Origin of the sequence: Pseudomonas sp. NKUCC02_KPG (assembly GCF_019345465.1) — a bacterium.
Taxonomy (GTDB): Bacteria; Pseudomonadota; Gammaproteobacteria; order Pseudomonadales; family Pseudomonadaceae; genus Aquipseudomonas.
The window spans coordinates 150,353-173,412 of record NZ_JAHKRC010000010.1; the positions used below are offsets into that span (position 1 = coordinate 150,353).

Sequence of the window (23,060 nt, forward strand, 5' to 3'; positions counted from 1 at the left end):
AGGGTATCGAAACGGACACCATGGCTTCAGACGTACGGATCCGGGTTGGGCAGGCCCAGCATCACCGCGCCGAAACTGCGCCCGTAGGCCATGTAGTTGTTGGCGATGTGTCCACGCGCCTGATGCAGGTCGCGGAACAGCCGAGCCACCGGATTGGTGTTGTACAAGCCCGAGGCGGCCATGCTGCGCAGCAAGTCGTCGACCCGCTCGGCACAGATATTGGTCACATAGGCCGATTGGTAGCGATACAGCAGGCGGGTCTCGGTATCCGGGTATTCGCCCGCACGGGCCAGACTCATCAGGTGCTCGTAGTTGCGCTCCAACACCAGGCGCAGGCTGTCGATGGTGATAATCGCTTCGGCAACAGCGGTTTGCGCCACCGGATCGTCAGCTGTACGGGCCCCGTGCTTGCCGATGTGTTTGGCGGCGTTGTCGCGAAATTCGTTGATCGCGCCTTGCAGTGCGCCGATGGCCGAGGTCGAGACAGCGCGCGAAAACACCTGGGCGAAGGGGATCGCATAGATCGGATTGGTGTTGACCAGACGGCCGGGCGTCGCTTCGAGGGTCCAGTTATTGGTGCGTTGTACGCGGTGGGCCGGGACGAACACATCCTCGACCACGATGTCATGACTGCCGGTGCCCCGCAGGCCCAGCACGTCCCAATTGCGCTCGATCAGATAATCGCGTTTTGGCAGCAGGAAAGTGCCGTGTTCGGCGGCCAGTTCGCCATCGGGCGGCAGGATGCCACCCAACAACACCCATTGGCAGTGCTCGCTACCGCTGGAGAAACCCCAGCGGCCGCTGATCCGGTAACCGCCCTCCACTACCGTGACCTTGGCCGCCGGCATATAAGTCGAGCAGATCAACGTGTTGTGATCATCCGCCCAGACTTCACGCTGAGCTTCGATCGGATAACGTGCCAGCTGCCAGGGGTGAACCCCCATCACGCCATAGATCCAGGCCGTAGACATGCATCCCTCGGCGAGGATGGTCTGGATTTCGAAGAAGGTGCGCGGGTCCACTTCATAACCACCGAAAGCTCGTGGTTGCAAGGCCCGCAGCAACCCGGCGGACTGCAAATCGGCAACGCTCTCCTGCGGCACCTTCAAGTCCTTGTCGGCCTGTGCCGTGCGTGCTTTGAGTGCCGGCACCAGTCTGCGTGCACGTTCAAGCAGATCACGTTCGTCCTGGGTCTTTTCTCGCATGCTGTGCATCACTCAATTCTCCCGATCTCATTGCGCCACTGCGCTAATCGAGATGGATCATCGGATCGAGCGAGTAATCATTCATCGTCAAAGCGGACTAGGGCTCGACTCAGTTCCCGTCACTGGCGCTCCCACAGAGGCAGAAATCACCCAAGTGATCAACATTGCGCTCCCACAAGGGGTTTTTCGGTTTCAAGAGAGCGTATTTATGGACACCGTTGATTGAAGCCCTGGGCGATGAGCTGTTTCATGCGTTGAGTGAGCGCCGCAGCCTGCTGCCACTGACCCCGCGTTACCCGGACTTGACGCTGAAAATGACGTACGGGCTCGGGAAATTCTCGTCGAGATGGGACGTCGCGGCATGGTGGGCGGTCAGGACGACATGATCGAAGATCACTGCCAAGACCCTGGCCCGCCAGCGGCGCCAGGGGCAAGGGCATATGGCTGCGCGGCAATGGTCCGGCGTTGAAACCCTGGCGCCTGCTCAGCGGCGGCCAGCCACAGCATTACCGCCGCCTTGCCCGCGCCGCAGGCATAACCCCAGCCACCCTTGCTAGAAGCGCGAGGCGCGGACCATGGCGTCCATACCACCATCGACGAACACCACGCTGCCATGGACAAAAGATGCCTGTGGCGATTGCAGGAAGGCCACCACTGCGGCGAGCTCATCCGGGCGTCCTGAACGGCCAAGGGGCGCGACGAAATCGCGGGTCGCCTGGCCAAACCGTGCATCGTCCAGCGAAGCCTGGTGCAACGGGGTTTCTACTGCACCCGGCGCCACCACGTTCAAGCGCATGCCCTGCTTACCCCAGCTCACCGCCAGGTCACGGGCATGGTGACTGATGGCGTACTTGGAGGCGGCATAGGCGATGTGAGGCTGACCGAGGGTGTTGGCCAATGCAATGGCCTGGTCTTCATCGCCTGCGAGCATCGCGTTAATCATCGGCTGGCCGTCGGCCCCCGAGTGGGTCGCCGCCACTGAACCGATCACCAGCGCTGCCGGCTGCTGGCCCTTGGCCAACGCCCCTTGCAGACCGCAGAGCAACTGGCTGACGCCAAAGTAGTTGACCGCCGGAATCAGGCCGCAGACCGGCGCCGTGACACCAACCCCGGCGCAGCAGATCAGCCCGTCGAGCACCCCGCCACTCAGCTCAAGCACTTGCGCGATGGCCGCGTCACGACCCTGTGGGGTGGACAGGTCCGCGACCACTTCGGCGTTACTGCGATCGATACCGATGACCTGGTGCCCGGCGGCGCGCATCGCGGCGGATACGGCGGCCCCAATGCCCGAGGCACTCCCGCTAATGGCTGTTATAGGCATAGTTGTTCTCCGTGATAGGGCCCCCAGTATCGACAGGGTAATCACGAGACGGCATCGTCTGTGCGGACTACGCAGGAGCGCGGTTTGCCCCAATGCCAGCCAGTTATGCGCACATGTGGGAGCGGCGACGCGGTGTATCTGTCACACCGCGTCATCGTGCTTCACCGGCGAGCCGGGTCAGACCTGGCGGTAGATAGGCACGGCCAGTTTCAGTGGCGGAACCGTGATTTTCTCGCCCACTTTCAACACGAGCTTGGGTTTACCCAAGGCCACCACACTGTTGAGCATGATGCGCACCAGCTCGGTCTGGCGTCGCACGCCGGTCTTGGAGAAGATCGAGCGCAAGTGCGCCCGGGCGGTGTTACGCCGAATATTCAAGGCCTCGGCAACCTCTTCCAGGGAGAGGCCGTTGACCAGTTCCATGGCCAGGGCGGTTTCAGCCTTGGTCAGGTTGAACAGCTGCTTGGTCACCACTTCGCTGGCCAGGGATTTGCTCGACGCATCGCGGATGTACACCAACGCGGTCGGCTGGCCCTTCTCCTCGGCCCAGTCCAGGGACGGAATGGATTCGACCACCACACCAAGGTTGACCAGACCTGAAGGCCGGGTCACCGACATGGCCTCGGCACTTTTCGGGGCATCCGGGCAGAACGCGCCGCGAATCAAGCGTTGCAGTTCACGGTTGTCACTTGGATAGGTGGCCTCCAGGCGCCCACCCACGAGTTTGAGACCATCGGAACGGGCGAGAATCTCCTGAGCCACCGGGTTGATTTGCAAAACGCTGCCGCTCTCGTCGAGCACCAGGGTCGCCACCGATAACCGGCTGATGGCCTGGGAGTACAACCCGCTCAGCGATTCGCTGCGGTCCAGCAGGTTATGCAATTGCGAGGCACGGCGCAGGTGTGGCAGGAAACTGGCGCACAGCGCCTGCTCGTTGGCGCAGAAGTTCGGGGCGTGTTTCGGGCGGGTAGCGCGAAAGCGCAGTTTGCCGCCGTCCGGGGTGGAAATATCCGCAAACATCACGTGATACACATCGCTGGGAGCGCAGAACGCCTTGAAGTAGGCGCTGTGTTCCCATTCCGTGCGGCTCATGATGTCATCGACGGTGAACACCTTGTCCAGTGGCTGGTTGGCGAACGGTGTATTGGTTTGCGGGTAAGTCATGTAGCAAACGTCACCGGCGCCTTCGCGATCGCCAACGAGGATCATCACACCCGTCTCGGGTTGGTCCGGCACCCGAAGGATCAGCGTGACGTAGTTGGCCTCGTAAAGCTTGAGAAAGCTTCTGAGGGCGTGACCCATCATTTTCGGATCAAGGGCGCCTTCGTAGATTTCGCCCACCAACTCGTTGTAGCGCGTGAGATCCAGGCCAAGGCTCGTCAGGGCTTCAGTGGTCAAGACACCATCTTGCATAGTCTTCTCCTCGCTCGGGTAAGGACGATGTCCTTCCCTTGTTATTTTTATAATTTTGGCTAGTGGCCTGCGGGGGCCCCTGGAGGGCCCCGTTCATCAGTCTCCCTGTCACCTGCCAATACCACAATGGGCCCGACAAGTTTATTTTTTTCTATTGAGAATCACGCGCAGCCGGGCTGCTTTTCAGCTGGAATTGACCGTGTGGCTCCGCAGGCTGGCGTACGCGTTGAGTGACGAGCGGTCGTCCGCGATTGAACCAGGCCGCCAGCGCCGGCAAGAGGAAAATCGCCCCCAGCACATTGACCAGGAACATGAACGACAGCAACACACCCATGTCAGCCTGAAACTTCAGCGGCGCGAAGGCCCAGGTGCAAACACCGATGGACATGGTCACGGCAGTGAATACTGCCGCCGTGCCCCGTTGGCACATGGCCTGGTAGAACGCCTCGCGCAGGTTGGATCCGCGCAGCATTTCATGCTGGATGCGCTCGTACAGATAAATGCCGTAGTCGACACCCACGCCCACCCCCAACGCCATCACCGGCAAGGTGGCGACCTTCAGGCCGATCCCGAGCATGGTCATCAGCGCGTTGCACAGGATCGCAACAATTGCCAGCGGCACCAGAATGCACAGCACCGCGCGGATCGACAGGAAGGTCAGCCAGCAAAACAGCGCTACAGAACCGAACAGCGCCCCCAGCATGATGATTTCGGCACGCTTGACCGCCTCGTTGGAGGCCGCCATCACCCCGACGTTGCCACCGGCCAGAAGGAATTCGACTTGCGGCGAGCTGATCTCGGCAATGATCCGCTTGGCTTCAGTGATCACATGGCTGACCGTACTTCCTTCGTGGTCGGCAAGGAACACCAGGATCTGCATCTGTTGGCAGCCGTCAGTCACCAGTCCGTCATCGGGTACATAGGCTCGCGCGCCCTGACTCAGGCCACGGGGCGATCCTGGAATCGCCGCCCAACGCGGATTGCCTTCGTTATTGCTGGCGATCACCCGCTTGCCCATGTCCGCCACACTCTGGATCGACTGCACGCCTGAGACAGTGCGCATGCGGAAATCAAATGCCTCCACCGCACGCATCACAGTGGGAGACAGACACCCTTCGTCGACGCCCTTGACCTGGACGAACACCGACATCACGTCGAGCCCGATGGAATAGCTGTTGATGATCTTCTGGTTGTCCTGGTTGTAACGCGAATCTGCCCGCAACTCGGGCGCGCCCACGCCGATATCGCCCACCGCCAGGTCCCGGGCCTTCCAGGCCCCCACACCGAGCAGCAACAGGCTGACCACAAACACCGCCAGTGCCGGTTTCGGCTCGGCCAGCGCCGACAGGCGCCACCACAAAGCGTGCCTGCCCTGAACCTTGAGGCCTTTGGCCAAAGCGCTCGGTTCCAGTTTCAAGTACGACAGGATGATCGGCAGCATCAGCTTGTTGGTGATGATCATCAACATCACACCAATACAGGCGGTCACGCCCAGTTCATGGACGATGGGAATGTCGATCAGCATGATCACGCCAAAGCCCAGGGCGTTCATCAGCAACGCCAGGGAGCCGGGAATGAAAATCTTGCAAAAGGCTTCCTGCGCGGCTTGCACCGAAGAGCTGCCGCGCAGCACGTCCTGCTTCCAGGCATTGGTCATCTGCACCGCATGGGAAACGCCGATGGAGAAGATCAGGAACGGCACCAGGATTGACATCGGATCAATGCCCAACCCCAACAACGGCAACAGGCCCAGCAGCCAAACCACCGGGAGCAACGCCACCACCAGCGCCACCACGGTCAGGCGCAGGGAGCGTGAATACAGCCACAGCAGCAACCCAGTGATCACGAAGGCCACGACAAAGAAGCCGATCACCGTGTTCAGCCCTTCAACCACATCGCCCACCAGTTTGGCGAAACCGACGATATTGATCTCAATATCGGGGCTGTCGTATTTGGCGCGGATATCTTCCAGGTGCTTGGCGATGTCGACATAGGACACCGGCTTGCCGGTTGTGGGGTCGGTGTCCTGCAGGTCGGCGCGGACCATGGCCGACTTCAGGTCATTGGCCACCAGCCGGCCTACCTGACCGGAGGCCGCCGTATTGCTGCGCACTTGCGCCAGGTCTTCGGGGGTGCCGCTGAAGCGCGGTGGCACCACCACGTCGCCAAAGAAACCTTCCTCGGTAATTTCGATGTAGCGCACGTTGGCGGTAAACAGCGACGTCACACTGGGGCGACTGACCCCGGGGATGAAAAACACGTCGTCGGTAACCTTGCGTAAGGTCTCAAGGTACTCGGTGTTATAAATATCGCCTTCGCCCTTCCAGCGCACGCTGACCAGAAGGCGGTTGGCGCCGGTGAAGTAGCGGCTGAACTTGAGAAAGTTGACCATGTAGGGATGGGTCACCGGGATCTGTTTGTTGAACCCCGAATCCAGTTTCGTGTGGGTGGCGCTGTAGCCCAGGCCTAACGTCACCAGCACGAACAGCAAAAGCAGCCCCTTGCGCCAGGCCATCAGATGATCGGCGCATGTTTCGACGCAGCGCGTCACCCAGTGTTTACCTTGATTCATTGCCCGCCTCTCATTCACTGGGTGGCCTCTTTGGCCACTAGGGCAGCAACGCTGCCACCTGAACCCTGCAATACTCCGCGCTCGCCACCCACCAGCAGCCGCGAGCCGACCATCGTTGCCGAGGTCAACGTGCCGAGTCCTGCCAGGCGCTCGACACCCACCAGCGCGCCCTGTGCATCCAGGCGCACCACCGAGCTGCCAGCGCCCACGATCAACAACCCCGAGTGATCGGGCAGCACCACGTGGCCGTACAGCGGTAGGTGGTTACCCACGTTGATCTGGGTCCAACTGTTGCCGAAGTCGTGGCTGACGAACACATGCCCGCGCATACCGTAGGTCACCCAGTTATCCGCGCTCAGACGCACGATTCCAAACAGCGAACCGCTGTAGAACGCCGGCAAGGTCTGCCAGTGCTTGCCGTCGTCGGCCGTGCGCAGTATCAGGCCCTGCTCTCCCACCAGCATGCGTCGGCCATCGTTGCCACCGGCCATGCTGTTGAGGTGGGCGCTGTCGATGTTCAGATCCTGCGCAGCCCAGGTCTGCCCGGCATCGGCGGACTGATAGAACTTGCCGAAACTGCCAAACGCCACGACGTTGTCACCCCCTGAGGTCCAGATACCCAGTAGCGGTTCACCCAGATCGGCGTCGTAGCGCATTTCCTGCCAACTGCTGCCGTCGTCTGTCGAGCGTAGAATCCAGCCGTCATGCCCAACAGCGAGCAAGCGCTTGTCGTCCAGTGCCACCACGGCAGTCAGGGTGGCATTGCGCTGACTGGCGACGCTGGCTGACTGCCAACTGACGCCCTGGTCATCACTGAGCAGGATGCTGCCGCGCTCGCCCACAGCGACCACGCGCTGGCCAAGATTGAGCAAACCGTTGATCTGCAGACGGTCCGGGCGCGTGGCCAGCAGTTCTTCTTGCGGTGGGGTCTTGGGGGAAAAGGTGAAGCCGATGGTCAGGGCGACCACCAGGCAGACCAGATAACCGATCACCGAGCGCATGAGCAGCACTCCTGTTCGGGGCACGCGTGCATAGGGCAAGTCATAGGGCCAATCCTCTTGTTCTTGTCAGGCGCCAGGGCATGCGAGGCAATCGAAATGGGCATTGCCTCTGAAGGGATAGTCGGCGCAAGGTCCGGGTGGCACATCGTCCAAATGGCTTATGCAATGGCGCAAATGGCGTATCAGTGCTTGTGCTGCACCGAGGGTGGTGACAGGAGGTATCTGTGATGTTCTCGGTAGCTGTATACGAGGCAGAACCACTGTGGGAACGGGACGTCTTCGCGAGCAAGTCCGTCCCACAGGGTTGGGTGGCGATCAGGCGATGTAGAGGATCACCAGTTCGTTGATCACCGACGGCCGGTCCTGGCCCACGACATGGATATTGAGTTCCAGCGTCAGCTGGGTGCCGCGTGCCGAGATCTCGACTTTTTTCACCCGCGCCCGCGAATGGATCCGCGAGCCGGCCGGCACTGGCGCCGGGAAGCGCAAGCGATCGGAGCCGTAATTGATCTGGGTGGTGTATCCGCTGATCTCAAAGCCCAGCGCCAGTTTCATCCGCGACTGCAGCACCTGGACCAGTGCGCCATGGGCGATAGTGCCGCCGAACGGGCTTTGCAGGCGCGCGCGCTCCGGATCGGTGTGGATCCAGTAATCATCGCCCGACAACAGGGCAAAGGCGTCGATCAGTGCCTGATCGACCAGCACCACGTTGCTCCAGTCGCTGAACTGCTCGCTGATCAGGGTCTGCAAGGCTGGCCCATCGTTGAGGTCAATCTGCCGGGCGGGCGGTTGCTCCGACGCCGCGGGTGCCGGTTCGCTATCCAGCTCGGGCAGCGGCTCAAGGCTCGCCGCGTCTTTGTCCACTCCGGTGAAGCGCAGCAGGCGGTTGCCCTTGGCATCGACTTCGGCGAACACCGGCTGCAATGGCATGCCGATACGGATTTCGGCCTCATCAAGGCCTACCAGGTTGGTATTGATGCGCACCCCTTCGGCCAACTCGACCACCGCCAGTTTCTGCGGCATTTCATCCATAAAATCGGGCAAGGTGGCAATACGCGTCACGGTATAGCTGTACAGCGTCGCGCTGCCGTCGACTTCGCGCCAGGCCAGGTCATGTTCCAGACACACCGTGCAATGTCGGCGCGGGTAGAAGTTCCAGTGCGCACAGGCGTTACATTGCTGGATCAACAGGCGGCGAGCCTTCAGGCCCTCCCAGAACGGTGCGGAAATCTGCGTCGCGACCGGCATCGGTTTATTGTTGGACATGTGCTTATGCTCCCTGAAGTATCAATGCGCCCTGCTCGCTCATCACGCCGCCGGTGCCGGAGACGTAGACGCTGTCACAGCGCCCCAGTTGACGCTCACCAGCAGTGCCGGCGATCTGCGTCACCGCCTCGATCACCTGGCTCATGCCACCGGCCGAGGCCGACTGGCCGAAACTGAGTTGCCCGCCGTGAGTGTTCATCGGGAAATCCCCACGCCAGGTCAGGTCGTGTTCGCGCACGAACGCCATACCTTCGCCCTTGCCGCAGAAACCGGCATCTTCCAGGGTCAGCAAGGTAGTGATGGTGTAGCAGTCGTAGATCTGCGCGGCATCGACGTCCTTGGGCTTGAGCCCGGCCATAGCAAAGGCCCGCTGGGAAGCCGGACCAATAGGCGTGTTCAGCATGTCTTGGGCATAGGTCGGCGACTTGAACGCCAGGTGCTCGCCAAAGCCGGTAATAAACGACGGACGTTTGCGGCAGCGGGCCGCCACCTCCTTGTTGGTGATGATCATCGCTGCGCCCCCGGCCACCGGCATGACGATTTCCAGGATGTGTAACGGGTCGGCGACCATCTTGCTGGCCAGTACCTGTTCGATGGTCAACGGCTGGCCGTAGAACATCGCCTGCGGATTGGCCAGGGCGTTGGTGCGCTGGTCGACGGCGATCTTGGCCATCGCCCGCTGGTCATAGTCGTACTGTGCGGCATAACGCTGGGCAATCATCGCGTAGCCCGTGTTCTGGCCCATGTGCCCGTATGGCAGGTCGAACTCGGCTTCGGGCGCGCCAAATGCCGTGCTGTGTCCACCGAAGCGCATGGATCGGGCCATCCAGCCAGCGTCCTCTCCAGGGCCCAACGGCGCCATGCGTGCCGGGATTACGCACAGCACAGCCTGACACAGGCCAAGTTCGATGGCCGCGGCGGCGCGCCAGACCATACCCACCGACGTACAGCCGCCCAGGTCCACCACTTCGGCAAAGTTCAGACGCAACCCCAGGTACTCGGCGGCCATCGCCGGTACGAACACCGAGGCCTCATGAAAATGCGGGCCGTTGATCACCAGTCCGTCGAGGTCCGAGGCCTTGAGCCCGGCATCACGCAACGCTTGGGCCGCCAGGTCGGCGACTTGCTCAAGGTGAAACATCTTGGGTGCGGTCGAGTATTTTTCCGGCTTGTATTGTGCGGTGCCAACAATGGCCGCATGCCCTTTGAGCCCCATAGTGCCTCCATGCCGAAGCGTTACGCTGCGGCGATTTTCAGGTTGTGTTGAAGGTCCGGTTACGCGGAAGCGATCCGGACCGTGGCCGATCAGAAGGTGTATTTCATCGAGAACGTGGCGTAATCGCGGTCGGCGAACGGACGCTTGATCGGGTCCGGCTCACCCAGGTAGCCGATGTACTTCAAGCCGACTTCCAGATTGCCCAGGTACTTGAAGGTGGTGCCCATACTCAGGCGTCGGTCACCTTGCATCCCGGAGATGCTCCCGGCCATGGGTGTCGCGCCACTGAACACGTTGGAGAAGCTGAAGGGCACTTCCAGATCCCAGCCCTGGAAAACGCCCGGGTAACTGAACGATGCGCCCACGGTGTAGGCACTGGACGACTTGGTGCGCATGCCGCCACTGGTGTTGTAGGTATAGTCATTGGAAGGCGCCACTAGAGGTGCCAGGGAAGGCAACAAGTTCACGCCTTGCAGGTTGGGTGCCGCCGAAACGGACTCGACGCTATCGACCTGCACGCGGATGACTTCGGCCGTCAGAGTGGTCTGGCTGGCCCAGGGACGGTCACCCAGAATACGCATCGCCGAAATCTGCATTTGCTGGCCCTTGCCCTTGGCGGGCACCGCGCCAAGGCCGGTATTGACCATCACCGGCGCACCGTCGCGGTACGACCATTCGCCGCCTAACTGGACGTCGCCGATCTTGGTCGAGGCGCTGATGCCGGTCAGCTTGATGTCTTCGAAGTATTTGATCCGGTAACCATTGCTGACGAAGGCGTTGAGGCCACCGCCCACTGGCAGCGGGTCGTAGCCGACCAGGGCGGTGGCCGGGTTCTTGTCATGGTAGTTGACGTGGAACAACGACAGCTCGATGGCCGGTACCGGGCGGTAGCGCATCTGGACGCCCCACTGGCCGCCATCCCGCGGTTCGTCAGTGCCACGGTAAGCGATCTTCTGGCCATTGGCGTAGATGAACTCGCGACCGGGTCCAACCACGTCGCTGCTCGACAGGTAGCTACCCACCGGCGGTAGTTCAGTGCCCTTCCATTCGTATTGCACGTATGCACCGAAGGTCACACTGGGGTTGAGGCGGAACGAGCCGGAGAGCTGCCCGACCGGCAACAGCACTTCCTTGACTTCAACACCCGGCTGGGATGCTTTCACCGCATCCGACGGGTTCTGTACGCCGTTCACACCCGGGTAGTACAAACTCTCGCCCCAGGATTCGATATGTCGCCCGGCCTTGACGTCGAGCATGGTGTCATTGTCGAAACGCCAGCCGCTGAACACATAGGCGTCGAGCAGACGGGTGCGCCCTCCGCTGTAGTAACGGGTGTCACTGGTGAACTCGTCATTGCTGCCGGTTTTGTTCACGGTGGCGGGCGAATTGTTGTCGTTCCCGCGGTGGTAGACGTCATCGTAGAAAGTACTGCCGCGCACCACAGCACCATAGTTGTCCTTGCGCAGGATCATTTCGCCCAGCGCGCCCACACGGTTAGTGGTCAGGCTGCCACGGTCGAAGTTGCGGTTGGCATCGTCGGCGTTGATCGTCATCAAACGATTGCTCTGGCTGCCGGTCCGCACACCGACGCCATAACTGGTCGTTACCGACCAGTCCATGGTCAAACCGTTGTCGAACTCGACCGTATCACCGGCCCATGCCGTTGTAGACACCAGCGCTACGGCTGCCGCCAGGCTGCTGACCTGAAACACCCTCGAACCCATGACCGTAGTGTTATTGTTGTTTTTGTTGATCACACTGACTCTCCTGAAGGGCAACCGCATGGCTGCCTGGAATGTTCAACACCGCTGCCGTGCCATCCGCTCAAAACACATTGAGCGGGTTAACTGAGCACGCTCCCCTTACAGCACTCCGGTAGCGATACCGCCCCCGGTCCTCTTCCCGCGCAAGCGACCCTTCGGCCACCAGGTAGTTGGCATGCGCCAACGTTTCACCAAGCGCCATCAGTTCGTCGAAACGGCCCGACAGCTTGGGAAATAAAACGGCCATCAGTTCGAGCGCAGTACGCGGCTCATCACAGTTGGCCAGCACCAGCGCCAGATGCGCCCGGTGATGCGCCTCCAGTTGATCCAGACGCTGATGCAAATTGAAAAAAGGCCGCTCGTGCGCCGGCAGCACCAGCACACTGTCGGGCAAGGCGCGTAAATGCTCGATGGAATCAAGCCAGTCGCGCAGCGGGTTGGCTAATGGCTCCGTGGCATGCACGCCAACAGTGGAGGTAATGCGCGGCAGCACCTGGTCGCCGGAAATCAGCAAGCCGTCATCGGCGGCATACAGGCAGGCATGCTCCGGCGAGTGACCGCGCCCGATGACCACCTGCCAGCTGCGGCCACCGATATTCAGGAGGCTGCCCTCGCGTAATCGCCGGTAATGGTTCAGTGGCGCTGGCAGAAAATGGGCGTTGCTCATCACCGCGAACATCTCGGTGCTCTGCTCGTCAGCCACGCCAGCCTTGCGGTAGAAGTCGAGAAAGTCCCAGCCCGGTGGTTGACCGGCGGGAAACTTGAGGTGCAGCGAGTGGAACTCACTGGCGGTCATGTAAACCGGACATTGAAAACGTTCCGAAAGCCATGCGGCCACCCCGGCATGGTCGGAGTGAAAGTGGGTGCAGACGACTGCCAGCACCGGCAGGCCAGCACAGACTTCATTCAGCACCCGGTCCCAGACTTCGCGGGTCTGCTCGGTGTTCATGCCGGTGTCTACCACCACCCAGCCGTCGGTGTGACGCAGCAGGTAGAGGTTTATATGGTCCAGGCGAAACGGCAGCGGCATACGCAACCACCAGACACCTGGCGCCACTTCGCGCACTTGCCCGGCGTCGGGCGCCTGATGCCATGGATACCGCAGGCCGCCGCGCAGTTCGTGACCGTTGTCGTCAAGATCAGTCATGGTGGGCCACCGCGAAGAGTGTCAGTCCGGCTCGCGCCAGAGCCTCTACCGAATAGGGCACATAAGTGCGGGCGTGCTCATCGCGGATGAACAACGGATCGCTGCAACGTTTCGGGCAGTAGCCCTGGCGTTGCAGATCGACCTTGCGCAGCTTGAAGCTGGCCGTCAGGTCTGCCGACTGGGTGACCCGCACGAACACCGGTGCCGCATAGCGCGGCAGGCGCGTTTCGGTCAGGTCGTACAGGGCGGCCGGATCGAACGCCTGGTCCTCCTGCATCAGCACCGCGGCCATGCCGGCGCGTCCTTCATGGCCCGGTACCTGGACGCCATAGACGTTGATCAGCTCCACGCCCGACAGATCGCTCAGCGCGTCCGCCACTTCCTGGGTCGATACGTTCTCGCTTTTCCAGCGATAGGTATCGCCGATGCGGTCGACGAAGTAGCAGTAACCGTCGGCGTCCTCGCGCAGCAAGTCGCCGGAGCTCCAGTAGGCATCTCCTTGGCGGAACACATTGCGGCGAATTTTGCTCTCGCTGGCCTCGCTTGAGGTGTAACCCTCGAATCGCCCGCCACCAATGTCCGGGTGATCGACGATGAAGCCCATGGCCTCGCCAACCTCACCCACTTTGCAGACTTGATAGAAACCGTTTTCGTCGCGTGGATGGCAGTCGTTTTCGATGTCGTAACGCACCAGCCGCAGGTTTGTTTTGTTCCAGTCGGGCACGCGTCCGCAGGAACCGAAGTAGTTGTCGACATTAATGACCGTGGTATTGGCCTCGGTGGCGCCCCAACCTTCGAACACCTGGATCGGACCGAAGCGCTCAAGCCAGCGCTGCCAGGACTCCGGCGACAGACCGGCACCGAGCATGCAGCGCAGACTGTGCTCGCGCTCACCCGCGTGAGCCGGCTGATTGAGCAGATAGCGGCAGATCTCGCCGATGTACTGGAAGATGGTGATCTGGTGACGTGCGACGTCCTTCCAGAACTCTCGCACGCTGAACTTGCGGCGCACCACGATGGCAGCACCCACCCGCAGGGCGGTGGAGGTCACCGACGTGGCAGCAGCACCGTGGTACAGCGGCAGACAGCAATAAAACACGTCCTCGCAAGTGGCTTGCAGAGTGGTTTCCATCACATCGCCCGAGGACATCCAGCGCATGTGGCTGTAGCGCGCCGCCTTGGGCAAGCCCGTGGTACCCGAGGTGAAGATCAGCAGGGTTGGGGTCTGCGCTTCGATGTGCGCGCGGATATCCGGAGGGAACGGCGTGCGCGGGGCTTTCTCCAGACGTGCATCGAAATGCCCGTCGACGCTCTTGGGCAGCGGTTCGGTCCAGGGATTTTCCGGGTCGCGTATCAGCCAGCACGGCAGGTCCGGAAAATCTTCGGTGGCCTGCACATTAGCCAGACATTCCTCGCCTATCACCAACGCCTTGGCTTCGGTGGTTTGCAGCGCATGCAGCAGCGGGCGACCGCTGACCTGAGTGTTGATGAAGGCCACCACCACCCCGAGCTTGACCAGGCCGAACCAGGTGCAGAAGAACGCTGGACGGTTTTCCATGACCAGGGCGCAGACATCGCCAGCGCGCAGGCCATTGGCATAAAAAGTGTGTGCCATCTGATTGGCCAGCGCGTCGACCTCACAGTAGCTCAGGGTCTGCTCGCCGTAGATCAGGAACGCGCGTTCGCCCTGGTCACGAGCCTGTTGTTCGAGGCGATCCGCCAGCGTGTAGTGGTCGCCCGGCTTGATCAGCCCGGCGGCAACCGAGCGCTGATCGAGTAATGCCTGGGTCTGCTCACGCGGTACCGGGCGGGTCGGCAGGACGCCGGGAAGGTCGTTCAAGTTCATTGCGCCATCTCCTGGGCGATTGCTTGATAGTCCGGGTAGCCAGCCGAGCCCGGCGTGTAGAAGGTCTTGCGATCGAAACGGCGCAGCGCCAGGCATCGCTTCAAGCGCTTCACCCGATCGGGGTTGGCAATAAAGTGACGACCAAACGACACAGTGGTCCCCTCGCCCGACGCGAGCGCGGCACTGGCCGAAGGGCCGTCGAAACCATCATTGAAAATCAAGGCATGGGGACTGTGCCGACGCGCCAGAGCGAAGGCATCACTGCGAGTCATGGAGACCATGACAATGCGGTTGGCCAGTTGCAGCTCGCCCAGGGCGACCGGCTCTAACAAGACGCTCATTTCAACTCCTCAGCTTTTTTGTTTTCAGGCTGTCGAATCACTTGCAGCAGCTTGGGCAAGCACTGACACGCCAGCGAATATGGGCTGAATCATTGACGTTGAACGCGCGCGAAACATCGTCCGACAAGACTAGGTTCAAGACTCTGGTCGAGCTGTTTCGCACGGCCTCGTTCCAGTGCCTGGCATTGACCGGCGGCGCGGAGGCGATGGCCAGCGACACCATCGGCACCTGGAGCCCGGTCAGCGACATCGACAAAGCGTCAACCGCGACGGTTCGATCCTGCTACAACGCCCTGCAGAACACCGACACCCTGTCCCTGCAACCCATCGCCGCCAGGTGCCAGGCTGAAAAGTTCGAGCAGTTCTGCGGGATTGGGTGACTCAGCTTTTGTGATGACTCACAACTGGAAATGCAGGGGGACTTGAGGGGGTATTGGCTGATGCAGGGTGGGATTGAACACAGTGATGCCCAACGACAAAGAGCTCGGCACGTTGCTGCTGATCAAACGCGGGGCGCCTCCCCAAGCGGGAGCTACACACAGACGCCCCGCTTCACTTACGCGCGGTACTGCCTGACCACCTCGCCAATCGCACGCTGGATGTCACCGCGAACATAGCCCAACAAAGCCGTTTCCGTGACGTCGGGCTCGTAACTCACAGTGCTCCCGCGACCGGTGTAGATCGCTGAATCCGGCAACATAGGATGCTCCTGGTCCAGGGCCGGTACCTGCTCCTCGTTGCCAACGGCGCGCAGAAAACTCTCGAAGTATTGCGCGTAGCTGAGGTTTTCGTCCCCTACCAAATAAGCCTTGCCCGACTCGCCACGCAGCAGCGCGCCAAGGATTGCCTGGGACAACGAGCGGGTGGAGATGAAGTTGCTGCCGCCGACCGGGCCAAAGAACGGCAAAGGTGCGAACTGGCCTTCGGCATAGCGGGTATAAGCCTCGAACATATCCACTTTGAGCCCCGGTACCGCGCCGACCACGAAGGGCGCATTGATGCTGCACACCTTGAAATCGGCGGTGACCAGGGCGCGCACGGCTTCGTCCGCCAGGTGCCGCGAGCGTACGTACGGCACAGTGTCGATCAGCGCCGGTGCCACTTGCGGGTAGAAACTGCCTACCAGCACCGCCTGCTTGATACCCGCGCTGCGTGCCAGTTCGAAGAGGCGCGGAATGGCCTCGACGTTGGCTCGCTGCCAGTGGGCGTCGATGTCGCCATCTTGCGGAACGTGGCGGATGTCGTTGCCGGCGGCGAACACCAGGGCATCGAAGCGAGACAGGTCGTCCTGTTTGAACGTCCCGGCGACATAGTCGCCCTGCAGCTGATTCAATTCGGCCAGAGCGCTGCCTGCGGCGGCCGGTTTGCGTCCGGCGATGGTCACCTCGTGGCCATTAGCCTGGAGGTGCAGAGCTGCATGACCGCCGATCAGGCCGGTCCCGCCAATCACAAGAATCTTCATCGGTTAATCACTCTTGCTTGAGCCCGCATTCGGGCCGATTCGGTAAGCATGCCCAGGCAATGCCAGACACGAAAAACAGATAACCCGCGCAGGGTTCTGCGCGGTATTTTCAGAAGTTGAAGCCGTTGCCGCTCATCACTGGCACGTTGGTCCAGGTGCCTCGCGGGTCGCGATACCAGCCTGCAGCGGCCAACGCCCCGCCGTCCACATGCAGGGTGGTGCCGGTCATCCAGGCTGCCAACGGGCTGGCGAGGAAAAGCGCGGCGCCGGCCATGTCCTCGGCTTTACCGAAACGGCCCAGGGGAAGCCAGTGGGGGATCTGTTCCCGATGCTCCGGGGCAATCATTGCCGACACCGGCAGTTGCGGCGTCTCGGTGGACTCAGGAGCAATCTGGTTGACGCGGATACCCACGGGCCCCAGTTCCAGCGCCAGGCTTTTGGTGAAACCGCCAATGGCAGACTTGAAGGCAGCGTAGACGCTGCAGTTAGGGATACCCCGGAAGCCTTCGATCGACGACAGGCTGATGATGCTTCCACCAGCACCCTGGCGGCGCAGCAGCGGCAACATGGCGCGCGTCACGCGGAAAATATGCTGCAGGTTGACGGCGTACAGGCGATCGATGTCATCGTCGGTGTAGCTGTCGAAGGGCTTGGCGATCATCAGTGAATCGCCGACGTTGTTCACCAGCACATCGAGTCCGCCGAAGCGCGACTCGACCTGTTCGGCCAAAGTCGCCACTTGTTCCTTGCCGGTGATGTCGCCTTCCACGACAAGTGCTTCGACACCGGCAGTGTCCAGCCAGCTGCGCACCTGCGCAGCCCGTTCGGCATCGATTTCAGCCACTACCAGGCGTGCACCCGCACGGCCGAAAGCCTCGACTATCGCCCGCCCTATACCCACGCCACCACCGGTGACGAGAACCGTCTTGCCTTTGAAATCGAGCATGCTGCCATCCCTCTTGTTTTTGTTCGATCGATGGACCTGCGGTCGACTCGCAAATAACCCAGGTACAGATTTGGTGCGCAGTTGGCCCGGAATTATTTGCAGCTCCCCGCAAGGCAGGCATCGTCCGATGGGACTACCGTCGAAGCGGCATGAGGGTTATCGCAAACATCAGGTTTGAGGGGTGGCAACGAAGGCCTTAAGACCGATACGGGCGAGCAACTCGGCCGAGTAGGGCTGATAGCTGCGGCGGCTTTCATCGCGAATGTAAAGCGGATCGGTGAAGGCCATCGGAGCATAGCCCTGGCGCTGCAGGTCTACCTTGCGCAGCTTGAAGGTACTGGTCAGGTCGGCCGCGGCCGACACCCTCACGAAGATCGGTGCGGCATAGCGTGGCAGGCGCGCTTCAGCCAGCGCGTAGAACGCCTCGGGGTTGAAGTCCTGGCCCGCCTGCATCAGCACCGCGGCCATCCCGGCTCGGCCTTCGTGCTCAGGAACCTGAACACCATAGACATTGATCAGCTCCAGCCCCGGGAGATCACCCAGGGCATCGGCGACTTCCTGGGTCGAAACGTTCTCGCTCTTCCAGCGGAAAGTATCGCCGATGCGATCGACGAAGTAGAAATAGCCGTCCTCGTCGTAGCGCAGCAGATCACCCGAGCTCCAGTACGCATCGCCCTGGCTGAAGACATTGCGGCGAATCTTGCTTTCGGTAGCCTGAGCCGAGGTGTAACCCTCGAAGCGGCCGCCACCGATGTTCGGATGATCGATGATAAAGCCCATGCCCTCACCGATTTCGCCAACCTCGCAAAGACGGTAGAAGCCCTGCTCGTCGCGCGGATGACTCTCGCTTTCAACGTCGTAACGGACCAGGCGCATGTTGATCTTGTTCCAGAACGGCACGCGCCCGCAGGAGCCCGGGCGGTTGTCCAGATTGATGATGCTGGTGTTAGCCTCGGTGGCGCTCCAGCCCTCGAAAATCTGGATCGGGCCGAAACGTTCCATCCAGCGCTGCCAGGAGTCCGGGGTCAGGCCCGCACCCAGCAAGCAACGCAAGCCGTGCTCACGCTCGCCATCGACGATTGGCTGATTGAGCAGGTAGCGGCAAATTTCACCGATGTACTGGAAAATGCTGATGCGGTGGCGACGTATATCGTTCCAGAATTCGCGGACACTGAACTTGCGGCGAATCACGATACTCGCCCCGGCACGCAGCGCAGTGGCGGTCACCGACGTCGCCGCAGCGCCGTGGTAGAGCGGCAAGCAGCAGTAAAAAACGTCCTCGGTCGTGGCCGCGAGGGTTACTTCCATCACATCGCCGATAGACATCCAGCGCATGTGGCTATAAACCGCCGCCTTCGGCAAACCCGTGGTGCCCGAAGTGAAAATGAGCAGGCACGGCGTCTCGGCCGGTAGCTCGGCACGCAGCTCGCGGGGGAACGCGGTGCGCGGTGCAGCCGTCACCTGTTTGGCGAAAACGGTATCAACCCTGGCGCGCAATGACTTGCTCGCAGGGTTCTCAGCGTCCGGCATGAGCAACCAGGGCAGGTCCGGCAGGCCATCGATGGTCAACAGATTGGAGAGGCATTCCTCCCCCACTACCATGGCCTTGGCTGCGGTGGACTCCAGTGCGTGCAGCAACGCCCGGCCGCTCACCTGAGTATTGATAAAGGCCACCACTACCCCCAGTTTGGCCAAGCCAAACCAACAGCAGAAGAACTCCGGGCGGTTTTCCATGGCGAGGGCGCAGACATCCCCCGGGCGCAAACCGCGGGCGTGGAAGACGTGTGCCAGTTGGTTGGCTCGGGCATCAACCTCGGCATAGCTCAAGCGCTGCTCGTCATAAATGATGAACGGGCGCTCTGCGAAACGCTTGGCCTGCTCTTCCACGCGGTCGGCGATGGTGTTGCGGTCCGCCGGTTTGATCTGTCCGCTGGCCACTGCCCGGCGATCGAGCATAGCTTGGGTCTGTTCTCGGGACACAGGCCCGCTGCCGAGATTCACCGGTTGCCTCAGTTGATTGAAACCGCTCATTTCTGACTCCGTAGAAAACCTGCCATTCATGCCAACGCTCGCGCACCATTGGCCTCATCCCGATAACCGTCTGCGCGAAGGCAGCCCGACGATCGCGCGATCCGATGCCTGTGGCCGAGTACCGGGCGAATAATTAGCGCTGCCCGCCAGAACAGCATCGTCCAATAAGACTAAGCAGATACGGGCCGACCAACAGCCAGTACAGCCCTGCAGGCCACCGGCAACATGCCGTTCGAGGCGGGTTCCCAGGTAGCTGTAGTCTGTATGGACGACGCTTCACCCTTCCAAGCAGGAGGACGATCCCGCGTAATAAAACAATAAAAGGAGTTCCCCCTGTGAACCCACCCATCCGTACCACCTGGCACACGCACTACGCGTTGTTCGTACTGACCTGCATCTACGTTTTCAACCACATCGACAGGCAACTGATGGCGATCCTGATCGAACCGGTAAAAGCTGAGTTCGGCATATCCGATACGGGTATCGGGTTACTGTCCGGTTTGACCTTCGCGATCTTCTACGGCGCCTTCGGTTTCCCCCTGGGACGTCTCTCCGACCGTATCGGCCGCAAACCGGTGATCGCTGCCTGTTGCATCGCATGGAGTGTCATGACAATGGCCTGCGGCATGGCCAGCAGTTTCCTCACGCTGCTACTGGCGCGTGTCGGTGTGGCCGTCGGTGAAGCGGGCGGCACCGCGCCGTCAGTGGCCATGGTCGCCGAACTGTACCCGCCAGAGCGCCGCTCCACGGCCCTGTCGGTACTGATGATCGGTTCCGCCCTTGGCGCAATCTTCGGCCTTGGCCTGGGTGGTTGGCTGGCGCAACACTACGGTTGGCGTTTCGCCTTTTTGCTGTTCGGCGCTCCAGGCATTTTTCTCGGCCTGTTGCTCTGGCTCACCGTACGGACACCCAAAACCGGCGCCGTGCCTGCACGCCTCGCGCAGGGCGCGGACGCTCAGGAAGGCTGGGCCAGGACTCTGGCTAGATTGTTACAGACCCCCTCCTTTGTATGGCTGGTACTCACCGGCGGAGCCTGGGCCATCGCCGGCTATGCCATGGGCACCTGGAGTCCGAGTTTTTTGATCCGCTCCCACGGCTTGAACCTGCAGGAAGCAGGCGTCCTCGTCGGCGTGGCCGGTGGTATCGGCGCTACCGTTGGGACTTTGACCTGCGGCATGCTCACCGACCGCATGGCCCGTCGCGATCCGGCCTGGCAGATTGGCGTACCCTTGCTGGCCACCTTGATCTGCATTCCTGCCAGCCTGGCCTTTTTCCTCTGGCCAGCCGGCATCGCCTTCCATATCGGCGGCATACCGGTACCGACGGCCTTCCTTTTCTACAGCGTATTCAGCTTCTTCGGCACCTGGTGGGCGACGCCGTGTCTGGGAGCGATCAGCCACTTGTTTGCTCCTAAATACCTGGGCCAGGCCACTTCTATTTTCGTCATGGCAATGACCATGCTCGGCGTCGGCTTCGGGCCGCTGCTGATCGGCGTGCTGAGCGACTACCTCACGCCAAGCCTGGGGGGTGAAGCGCTGCGTTATGCGCTGGCCTTATCGGTCTCGATGGTAGTGCTTGCCGCACTGTTCCTCGCTATGGCCCTGCCCCGATATCGCGCTCAGCTTAACCGGCCGATTGAACTGGCCGTCGAACCTGCGAATACCGCCATTGCCTGATCTCTTCTGATTCGTTCGCACCCCGGGCAGTAGCTGCCACTGCCCTTCCCTCCTTGCAAGATCACCTGCGCCTCAGGGCAACCTGACGCAGGCCCGCAGGCCCGCAGGCCCGCAGGCTGCACCGCCCGCCACCCACTTCGATGACTGACACCCTCCAGACTGACCGCAGGCATCGACCAGCGAACCCGGCCGAGAGCAAGACGCGGCTGGCGTCTCGAGCCAGATCTATCAGTAGTGCGTTGCCGACAGGCTTGATCGTGACCACGCAAACGCCCGGCAGGACAGTAGCGATTGCCTGCGCAGCAACGCTGGTTTGCGGGAACTGCCTGCTCGTACCTACATCATCCATCGAACCGGCATACTCGATGATTTGCAGGATAGCGAAAACAAAAAAAGGCCTCGCCGTTATCCGGCGAGGCCTTTACTTGTTGCGGGTGTTGCTAAGGCGTTAGCGCCCTATCGCACGCGCCGCATCCGAGGTGTACTGGTCCATGGTGAATTTGCCTTCGTTGAGGATCGGGCCTTTCTTCGACTCGTTGCTCATGCCGTAGCCGGTGTATTGACCGGAGTTCAAGTCCATGAAGAACTGCGAACCGGCCTGCCAGGCGCTCATGTCAGGGTGGTAGTAGTAGTTGACCATGGCATGTTTCCACAACTGCCCACGGGCGTCGTAGTTGTCGGCCATGACCGAGTTCCAGGTGTCTTCGTCGATAAACAGCACGCGCTTGCCATAGACATGCCGGAAGCCTTCCTTCAAATCGGCTTCCACTACCCACACACGGCGCAACTCATAACGCATGAAGTCCGGGTTGGGGTGGTTGGGGGTCAGCATATCGGCATATTTGACGTTCGCGGCGTTAGGCTTGAAAGCGTTGGCCGGACTGTAGATCTCGCGCTTGCCGATCAGTTTCCAGGTGTAGCGCTCTGGTGAACCGTTGAACAAGCGGTCTTCGTCAATGGTCATGGTGCCGTTGGTACCGATCATTGGCTGATCGAAACCGTAGCCTGGCAATTGCCGCACACGGCGGGTCGACGGGCTGTAGGACCAGGCCTGACGCGCATCGGTGCCGTAGTTGTAGGGCTCATGAGCAATACTGATGTTGCCGTTGTCACGGGCTGGCTTCAGGGTCATGTTGTTGCTCATGGCCGAAAGCTTGTCTTCGGTCCGGGGATCGGTGGTGGGTGAGTTGGCCATCGCCAGGTTACGTGCGTAGGCACGTCCCCAGCCGATGCTCCCGTTGGGCAGGACCGAAGCCAGGTCGGTGGTTTTTTCTTCGGTGTAGGCTCGTGCCGGCAGTTGGTGGTTCCACAACACTTCAGTGCCGCTCTTGGGGATAGGGAACGGCACCTGGCCCAGCCCGGTGAAACCTGCCCCGTCGTTGACCAGCTTGGCGTGCAGCGCATTGTCCATCGCCCGGCGGCAGACGTAATCGGGATAGCGGAAATCCCGGTGGCCTGGGTAAATGTTCATCTTGTAGGTGGTCGGGTACTTCTTCAGCAGCGCTTTCTGCCCTTCGGTCAGGTGCGACTCGTACTGGCTCATGTTCTGCGCAGTAATCACCAGGATCGGCTTCTCCGCCGCATAGGGATCAACCGGCTGGTCGCCGGAAAACTTCACGTGATTCCAGCCCGGCACCTCGCCCAGGTATTTGCCGGTGTACGGCGGAATGGTGCCCTCGGCGTTACCGGCTTGCTCGGCGCCGACACAGGTCAGTTCCTTGCCCAGCTTGGCGGCTTCCTGAGGTGACACCTCGGCGTGTGCATAACCAATAAACCCGCTATTGGCTGTGACGGCGACTGCGAGCATGAGACCTGTTCTTGTTATTTTCATGTGTTGCCTCCTTCGCTGATAAG

17 protein-coding genes and 1 pseudogene are annotated in these 23,060 nt (G+C 61.2%); 3 read left to right on the forward strand and 15 right to left on the reverse strand.

What is annotated here, in order from left to right; translation table 11 throughout:
- Positions 1-26 precede the first annotated feature (26 nt).
- Positions 27-1,214, reverse strand: coding sequence for an acyl-CoA dehydrogenase family protein (locus KO536_RS15260; protein WP_219262292.1), 1,188 nt, complete (start codon positions 1,212-1,214; stop codon positions 27-29).
- Positions 1,215-1,524: 310 nt separating this feature from the next.
- Here KO536_RS15260 and KO536_RS15265 point away from each other — a divergent pair.
- Positions 1,525-1,627: pseudogene (locus tag KO536_RS15265) on the forward strand (4-hydroxy-2-oxovalerate aldolase); the annotation flags it as partial.
- A 131-nt stretch (positions 1,628-1,758) separates the two neighbouring features.
- On the opposite strand, the gene KO536_RS15270 reads toward KO536_RS15265, so the two are convergent.
- The 10 genes from KO536_RS15270 to KO536_RS15315 all read right to left on the reverse strand — a co-directional run bounded on the left by KO536_RS15270 (position 1,759) and on the right by KO536_RS15315 (position 15,091).
- The gene (locus tag KO536_RS15270; RefSeq protein ID WP_219262293.1) at positions 1,759-2,526 is read right to left on the reverse strand and encodes an SDR family oxidoreductase; all 768 of its coding nucleotides are present in this window, start codon (positions 2,524-2,526) and stop codon (positions 1,759-1,761) included.
- A 177-nt stretch (positions 2,527-2,703) separates the two neighbouring features.
- Positions 2,704-3,939, reverse strand: coding sequence for a helix-turn-helix transcriptional regulator (locus KO536_RS15275; RefSeq protein ID WP_219262294.1), 1,236 nt, complete (start codon positions 3,937-3,939; stop codon positions 2,704-2,706).
- Positions 3,940-4,090: 151 nt separating this feature from the next.
- Positions 4,091-6,511: an RND family transporter gene (locus tag KO536_RS15280; RefSeq protein ID WP_219262295.1), complete on the reverse strand. Its 2,421-nt coding sequence runs from the start codon at positions 6,509-6,511 to the stop codon at positions 4,091-4,093.
- A 14-nt stretch (positions 6,512-6,525) separates the two neighbouring features.
- On the reverse strand, positions 6,526-7,512 hold the full coding sequence (locus KO536_RS15285) for a YCF48-related protein (RefSeq protein WP_219262296.1): 987 nt from the start codon (positions 7,510-7,512) through the stop codon (positions 6,526-6,528).
- Between the two features lie 315 nt (positions 7,513-7,827).
- On the reverse strand, positions 7,828-8,778 hold the full coding sequence (locus KO536_RS15290; protein ID WP_219262297.1) for an OB-fold domain-containing protein: 951 nt from the start codon (positions 8,776-8,778) through the stop codon (positions 7,828-7,830).
- Between the two features lie 4 nt (positions 8,779-8,782).
- Entirely contained in the window at positions 8,783-9,994 is a 1,212-nt protein-coding gene (locus KO536_RS15295) for a thiolase family protein (protein WP_219262298.1), read from the reverse strand.
- 89 nt (positions 9,995-10,083) lie between these two features.
- Positions 10,084-11,751, reverse strand: a complete 1,668-nt coding sequence (locus KO536_RS15300) for a DUF1302 family protein (RefSeq protein ID WP_219262299.1) — start codon at positions 11,749-11,751, stop codon at positions 10,084-10,086.
- A 67-nt stretch (positions 11,752-11,818) separates the two neighbouring features.
- Positions 11,819-12,904 (reverse strand): MBL fold metallo-hydrolase, encoded by a 1,086-nt coding sequence (locus tag KO536_RS15305; protein ID WP_219262300.1) that lies wholly within the window; start codon positions 12,902-12,904, stop codon positions 11,819-11,821.
- Positions 12,897-14,750: a long-chain-acyl-CoA synthetase gene (locus tag KO536_RS15310; protein WP_219262301.1), complete on the reverse strand. Its 1,854-nt coding sequence runs from the start codon at positions 14,748-14,750 to the stop codon at positions 12,897-12,899. The genes KO536_RS15305 and KO536_RS15310 overlap by 8 nt, the downstream gene beginning before the upstream one ends.
- Positions 14,747-15,091: a hypothetical protein gene (locus KO536_RS15315; RefSeq protein WP_374105711.1), complete on the reverse strand. Its 345-nt coding sequence runs from the start codon at positions 15,089-15,091 to the stop codon at positions 14,747-14,749. Before KO536_RS15315 ends, KO536_RS15310 begins: the two co-directional genes overlap by 4 nt.
- A 92-nt stretch (positions 15,092-15,183) precedes the next feature.
- Here KO536_RS15315 and KO536_RS15320 point away from each other — a divergent pair, with 92 nt between their 5' ends.
- On the forward strand, positions 15,184-15,471 hold the full coding sequence (locus KO536_RS15320) for a hypothetical protein (RefSeq protein ID WP_219262302.1): 288 nt from the start codon (positions 15,184-15,186) through the stop codon (positions 15,469-15,471).
- Between the two features lie 176 nt (positions 15,472-15,647).
- On the opposite strand, the gene KO536_RS15325 is transcribed toward KO536_RS15320, so the two are convergent.
- The 3 genes from KO536_RS15325 to KO536_RS15335 form a co-directional block, all read right to left on the reverse strand.
- Positions 15,648-16,553, reverse strand: coding sequence for an NAD(P)-dependent oxidoreductase (locus KO536_RS15325; protein WP_219262303.1), 906 nt, complete (start codon positions 16,551-16,553; stop codon positions 15,648-15,650).
- A gap of 109 nt (positions 16,554-16,662) precedes the next feature.
- Positions 16,663-17,499 carry an SDR family NAD(P)-dependent oxidoreductase gene (locus KO536_RS15330; RefSeq protein ID WP_219262304.1) on the reverse strand — a complete coding sequence of 279 codons (837 nt, stop codon included), beginning with the start codon at positions 17,497-17,499 and terminating at the stop codon, positions 16,663-16,665.
- A gap of 168 nt (positions 17,500-17,667) precedes the next feature.
- Positions 17,668-19,530: a long-chain-acyl-CoA synthetase gene (locus KO536_RS15335; RefSeq protein ID WP_219262305.1), complete on the reverse strand. Its 1,863-nt coding sequence runs from the start codon at positions 19,528-19,530 to the stop codon at positions 17,668-17,670.
- A gap of 335 nt (positions 19,531-19,865) precedes the next feature.
- Here KO536_RS15335 and KO536_RS15340 point away from each other — a divergent pair, with 335 nt between their 5' ends.
- Positions 19,866-21,206, forward strand: a complete 1,341-nt coding sequence (locus tag KO536_RS15340) for an MFS transporter (protein WP_219262306.1) — start codon at positions 19,866-19,868, stop codon at positions 21,204-21,206.
- A gap of 448 nt (positions 21,207-21,654) precedes the next feature.
- On the opposite strand, the gene KO536_RS15345 is transcribed toward KO536_RS15340, so the two are convergent.
- A complete protein-coding gene (locus KO536_RS15345) occupies positions 21,655-23,037 on the reverse strand; it encodes a DUF1329 domain-containing protein (RefSeq protein ID WP_219262307.1) in 1,383 nt (460 codons plus the stop codon).
- Positions 23,038-23,060 lie beyond the last annotated feature (23 nt).